The organism is Frankia sp. AiPs1, from assembly GCF_023716945.1.
In the GTDB taxonomy this organism is placed as follows: domain Bacteria; phylum Actinomycetota; class Actinomycetes; order Frankiales; family Frankiaceae; genus Frankia.
In genome coordinates this window covers 1-5,188 of record NZ_JAMQQF010000436.1, presented here as the reverse complement: position 1 = coordinate 5,188, position 5,188 = coordinate 1, and the positions used below count along the sequence as shown (strand labels likewise).

At 73.7% G+C, this 5,188-nt stretch carries 5 protein-coding genes and 1 pseudogene; 2 read left to right on the top strand and 4 right to left on the bottom strand.

The features are described 5' to 3' along the window. Nucleotides 1-181: 181 nt before the first annotated feature. The 4 genes from ND748_RS24715 to fabG form a co-directional block, all read right to left on the bottom strand. Entirely contained in the window at nt 182-697 is a 516-nt protein-coding gene (locus ND748_RS24715; protein WP_251748376.1) for a DUF3090 domain-containing protein, read from the bottom strand. 16 nt (nt 698-713) lie between these two features. Then, nucleotides 714-1,898, bottom strand: coding sequence for a ferrochelatase (locus tag ND748_RS24710; protein ID WP_251748375.1), 1,185 nt, complete (start codon nt 1,896-1,898; stop codon nt 714-716). Next, nucleotides 1,895-2,200, bottom strand: coding sequence for a hypothetical protein (locus tag ND748_RS24705; RefSeq protein WP_251748373.1), 306 nt, complete (start codon nt 2,198-2,200; stop codon nt 1,895-1,897). Before ND748_RS24705 ends, ND748_RS24710 begins: the two co-directional genes overlap by 4 nt. A 540-nt stretch (nt 2,201-2,740) precedes the next feature. Continuing rightward, nucleotides 2,741-3,457 (bottom strand): 3-oxoacyl-ACP reductase FabG, encoded by a 717-nt coding sequence (gene fabG, locus ND748_RS24700; RefSeq protein ID WP_251748377.1) that lies wholly within the window; start codon nt 3,455-3,457, stop codon nt 2,741-2,743. Nucleotides 3,458-3,719: 262 nt separating this feature from the next. On the opposite strand from fabG, the gene ND748_RS24695 reads away from it, so the two are divergent. Beyond that, a complete protein-coding gene (locus tag ND748_RS24695; RefSeq protein WP_251748372.1) occupies nt 3,720-4,046 on the top strand; it encodes a DUF167 domain-containing protein in 327 nt (108 codons plus the stop codon). 326 nt (nt 4,047-4,372) lie between these two features. Beyond that, a pseudogene (locus ND748_RS24690) lies at nt 4,373-5,188 on the top strand (hypothetical protein); the annotation flags it as partial.

The following is a 5,188-nucleotide window of genomic DNA, read 5'->3' as shown; positions in this document are numbered from 1 at the left end:
AGATCGCGCGGCGGTCGGCGGCCCTGCGCAGCCTGTCCGCGGCGGTGCGGCGCGCCTACGAGGCCGCCTACGACGCGTTCGACCCGTCCTGCGCGACGGTGCCGCCGCCGCACTGAACCGGCTCGGGCCCGGCCGGACGGGCATTGGGGTGCACAACGGCGGGTGGATCGGTGGGGCTGGTTCAGTTCAGCCGGGGGCAGAAGTGGCCCGCGGGGTCGTCGGGGCGACCGCACAGGACACACGCCGGGCGACCGGCGGCGACGATCGTGCGGGCCCGCTCGATGAAGGCCCGGGCCTGCCGGATCGACAGGCCGACCCGCAGCGAGTCGAGCTCGTCCTCGCTCTCGGGCAGCCGGATCTCCCCGGGCGAGATTCCGGCCGCCTCGACGAACACCCGGTGGCCGTCCCAGGAGACGGTGAGCTGCCCCAGGTGGAAGTCCTCCTGGAAAGGCGCGTCCAGCGGAGCGAGGTCGATCTCGACCTCCGATGCGGCCGGAAGCGGTATCCCCTGGGTCTGACCGACCTGGCCAAGCAGCGTGTGCAGCCCCTCGGCGAGCGCTGTGACCTCGGTTTTCTCCAGGCCCACGGTCACGACCTGCCCCCGGCCGGCGGCCTGCAGGAAAAAGACCCTTTCACCGGGTTGGCCCACCGTTCCCACCACGAACCGCTCCGGGGTTTCGAACACGTAGCGCTGCATAGCTCCGATCGCTCCGTTACCGTCGTTCGCCTCGTCGTCCGGTGCTGGTTGCGTCGTTCCCCATCAGTATCGCCGCATCCGCATGCCGTCCACCCTCCGCGGCGCCCTGAATGGCGGCTTGTGACCGCGGCGACGGCATGCAGCAGCCCGGGGCGCAGCTCTGCGGCCACGGTCCGAACTCGGTCAGCGCCCGGCGAGGCAGGTCCGGATTCCGAATCTCCTCGACGAGCTCCCGCACCATCGCGACGAACCGCGGGTCGGTGCCCACCGTGCCGGCGCGCGCCACCGGCAGCCCGACCTGCGCCGCCCGCCGCGCGGCGAGCACGTCGAGATCGTAGACGACCTCCATGTGATCGCTGACGAAGCCGAGTGGCACGACCACGGCGCTCACCGCCCCGGCGCCGGCGAGCTCGGCCAGCCGATCGCCCACATCCGGCTCCAGCCAGGGCACCGTCGGCGGTCCGCTGCGGCTGCAGAATGCCAGCTCGACGGGATGACGGACCCCGGTGACACGCTCGACCCCGGCGGCGATCACTCCCGCCACAGCGCGCAGCTGGCGCGGGTAGGCGTCACCGCGCGGGCCGCTGGCCCGCGCCTGCGACAGCGGCAGGGAATGCGCCGTGAACAGCAGATGCGCGTCGGCCCGCGCCTTCTCGGGCAGCTCGGCCAACGCGGCGACGCACCGGTCGACCATCGGCTCCACGAAGCCGGGATGGTCGAAGAACAGGCGCAACGTGACCAGTTCCGGGGCCGCGGTGGCCGGCGGGAGCGCAGCGAGCGCCGCGGCCAGGTTCTCCCGGTACTGACGGCAACCCGAGTACGACGAGAACGCCGAGGTGATGAAGCAGGCCGCCCGGCGGATCCCGGCGGCGGCCATCTCGGCGACCGTGTCGGTCAGATAGGGCGCCCAGTTGCGGTTGCCCCAGTAGACGGGCAGGCCGGGCAGCTCCGCCCGCAGGGCCTCGGCCAGCGCCCGGTTCTGGTCGTTGAGCGGGCTGCGTCCGCCGAACATCCGGTACTGCTCGGCGACGACCTCGAGCCGCGACCGCGGGACATCCCGCCCGGCCGTCACATTGCGCAGAAACGGCAGCACGTCGTCGGGACCCTCGGGGCCGCCGAAGGAGACCAGCAACAGCGCGTCGACGTCGCTGACGGCAGCCGGCATCGCCGGTGTCGCCGGTGTCTCGGGTGTCGCGGTCATCGCGGCACGCGGTTGGCGAGGTCGGCCGGATAGGTCGGGAAGTAGCGGCCGATGGTCGACAGCTCGAACTCCGGCAGGATCTGCCCCGCCGGCTCTCGGGCCAGCAGGTACTCGAACGACGCGCGGACCAGGGCGATCATCCCCGGCTCGTCACCGACCTTCGTCCCACTCGCGGCGAGCACCGCGTCGTCGGCGGTGACCCGGAACGAGAAGGAGAGCCCGGGCACGCCCGGCGAGGTTTCCTCGGCGACCTCCACGTCGAAGTCGCGGCCACCGCGCGGTTCCACCCGGATCACGCTCATCGGACCCACCCCTTTGTGGCTGTGGCGGCCTCGGCACCACCACCCGGGACGGGGGCAGTTAGGCCAGGACCGGCGCCGTCCGACGCCGGCCGCCACGCACGGCCACGGCTCGACGGCGCGCGGCAAGACTCCGCCGCCCACGATATCCGTCGACGACGCCCCTCACCCACCCGCAGGCTCCGTCGGCGTACGCCGACGGAGCCGGGCTCGCGTGGGCCGGGCCTCGGGGTGCGGCCACGCGAGTACGTGACTGCCGGGACGGACTGGTCCTGTCGAGCGTCGGAACTGCCATCATCATGATCACCGGGCCCGGGGTGTCGTCGATCATCGGACCCGGGCATCGTCCCATCGCCCACCGACAGAAACCGCCCTGTCTGGCGGCGGCCGGACCCCCGCCGCGCAGCGCCCCGACACCGACAGATGGGTCAGGTCACGCCGCCCCGTGGGGCACCGCCGATCGACTCGCCGAGCTGACGGAGCTGCTCCACCAGCGACTCGCCGGCCGCGACGCGGACGAACGGGAAGCGGACGGAACGGGAGTCAGTGCCCCATGCCCAGGCCGCCGTCGACCGGGATCAACGCACCGCTGATGTACCCGGCCTGGGGCGAGGCCAGGAAGGCGACGAGGGCGGCGACGTCCGCCGGCTCACCCATCCGCCCGCCCGGCACCTGGGCGGTCAGCGCGGCCCGCTGGGCCTCGGTCAGCGCGTCGGTCATGTCCGTGCGAATCGGGCCGGGGGCGACGACGTTGGCGGTGATGTTGCGGGGCGCCAGCTCCCGGGCGAGGGACCGGGCGAAGCCGATCAGGCCGGCCTTGGAGGCGGCGTAGTTGGACTGCCCGGGACCGCCGGTGGACGCGACGACGGAGGAGACGAAGATGAGCCGCCCGCGGCGCATCCGCATCATCGGCCGCGCTGCCCGCTTGGCCACCCGGTAGGCGCCGAGCAGGTTCGTGTCGACGACCTCCTGGAAGGCGTCCTCGCTCATGGTGGCCAGCAGGGTGTCGCGCACGATGCCCGCGTTCGACACGACGATCTCGACCGGGCCGAGCTCGGCCTCGACCTCCGCGAACGCCTTGTCGACGCTCTCGGTGTTGGCGACGTCCATCCGGACGCCGAACATGCCCTCGGGGGCGGAACCGCCGCGGCTGGCGACCGCGACCCGGTTCCCCGCGGCGGCGAGCGCGACCGCGCAGGCAGCACCGATGCCGCGGTTACCACCTGTCACCAGGGCAACGCGACCCTCGTTTTCGACCATGGCCGGATAGTAGCCGGCCGACACGCCGTCCCCGGACCGTCCCGGCCGACGACACACACATCCCGGAGGACCGCGGGGAAACATCGCTCCTACAGTCACCCCTTGGTGGCACTGCGCCCGCGCCGGCGCCGCAGACGTGCGGCGTCCGGATCACCCTTGTCGTCACACCGTGACACGAGCTCGCGCGGGGCGGCCGGCGGTTGGGCGGCGGTGCCGGCGGTGCGGCGGTGCGGCGGTGCGGCGGTGCGAGACGATAGCGGGCATGCGGGTGACGATCCGGGTCCAACCGGGCGCCGGACGAGCCAACGTGGGCGGGCGCTGGACCGATCCGCGGGCGGGTTCCACGTTGATCGTCCGAGTGACCGAGCGGGCCGTCGACGGCCGGGCGACCGAGGCCGCCCTGCGCGCCCTGGCCGGGGCGCTCAGCCTGCGCCCCACCCAGGTGCGGCTCCTCCGCGGGGCCACCAGCCGGGTCAAGACCGTGGAGCTCACCACGCCCGCGGCGGACGAACCGGCCCTTCGTGCCCGCCTCGACCGTCTGCTCGCCGCCGATGACCTGGATGGGACGGCCAGCGCCACGACGGGCTGACGGGTCTCGCCCGGCCGCACGGCGGAGCCGGGGCGTTGCCGGTGGGGCGCGCAGCGGCGCCGCGGGGTTGGCGGAGTCCGGCCCGCGGCACCGCAACCGCCCACGGATGCTGAAATGGTGCGACCACCATGAAACGGGACGCCGGACGGGGGTGCCGCGCGTAGTCGTCGGGTGTCGCCGATCCGGCCGGCGGCACAACCTCCGGCCCGCACCGCACGTCCGGACATTGGGAGGTCGGTGTCATGGGACGAAGGCCGGTCATGCGCAGGTCGGAAGTCAGACCGGCGGTCGCCCCGCGAGCACAGGCGGGTCGGGGGGAGCTGATCATGGGGCCAGACATCCCCGGCACCTCCGCCATCCGGAGCAGCGCAGAGCTCGACACCCCGGACACCCCGGGCGTCCCCGACACCCCGAGCGTCCCCGACATCCCGAGCGTCCCCGACATCCCGAGCGTCCCCGACATCCCGAGCGTCCCCGACATCCCGAGCGTCCCCGAAGGCGCAGACGTTCACGACACTCCGAGGGTCGCCGATGCTCCGTACGTCGCCGAGACCTCGGACAACGCCGATCCTCCGGTGATCGCCGACACCCTGGACATCGCCGCGCCGGACGCCGCTCCCCAACCGGGCCAGGCCGACGGCGCGATTGCCCCGGCCCGTCCGCCCCTGCGATCCGGCTCGAACATCCAGCAAGATCGAAACGAGGACTCGATGGTGACGTCGCCGGCCGCCGCTCGCCGCCCCTGGCCCGCCGACGCCGGGGAGCCCGCGGGATCCCTGACGGTGTCGGGCGCCGTGGTTCCGGCCGGGCCCCCCGGATCGGCCGGGCCCGGTAGACCCGACCCGCTCGCCGACAGCGTCCCGGAACCGGTCACACCGGGCCCACCCGGTGGGGTGCTCGATCTCGCCGCGTTGGCCGCGGTGGAGCGTCGGCTGCGTGCCACCGCCACCGCGGCCGTCGAGGACGCCGTGCGCTCCGGGCGGCATTCCCCGGCCGTCGCCCGCAGCGAGCGGGCGGGAGTGGCCGCAGCCTCGAGCATCGCCACCGTCCTGTGGTTCGACTCGCTGCGCGCCGAGGACCGGGTCAGCGTGACACCTCGGGCCGCCGCGCTGGTCCACGCCGTCCACCACGTGCTCGAGGAC